Here is a 557-nt window from a genome sequence, read left to right on the forward strand (position 1 = left end):
TCGTTGTTTTGGCATTGGCGTCACGTACTATAATTTCACGAGATTGTCCGTTTAATTCAAAGAAGACAATCCGTTGACCAGTTTCATCCAACTCACCAATTTGGATTAAGCGGATGTATAAGACTTTACCCTTTTGAATTTCAACATTCACAGTTTCACCAGTCTTCATACCATAGAAGAAGCTTGGTGTAGGGATGATTGAAACGTCAGAATAACGTTCAAGTTTATGACGGTAGTCTACAAAAACATCAGGATACATAATGTAAGATAAGACGTCTTGGTCGTCTACATCTTCATCACCTAATTTAGCAATCAATTCTTGACGAGTAGCTTCAAAATCAATTGGTGCTAAGTGTTCCCCTGGACGATCAGTAGAAGCCTCTTCACCTTTTAAGATGATGTCAGATACATCTTGCGGGAATCCACCTTCTGGTTGACCGATTTTACCTTTAAATAAATCGATAACAGATTGAGGGAAGTCGTATTTTTTCCCTTCTGCAAAGAATTTATCAATTGTTAGGTCATTTTGAACCATAAATAAGGCCATATCACCAACA

1 pseudogene is annotated in these 557 nt (G+C 37.7%); it reads right to left on the reverse strand.

Annotated elements, in window-relative coordinates:
* Positions 1 to 547, reverse strand: a pseudogene (locus ACRCJ0_RS18915) (pyruvate carboxylase); the annotation flags it as partial.
* Positions 548 to 557 lie beyond the last annotated feature (10 nt).

Source organism: Aerococcus sp. L_32, from assembly GCF_050689315.1.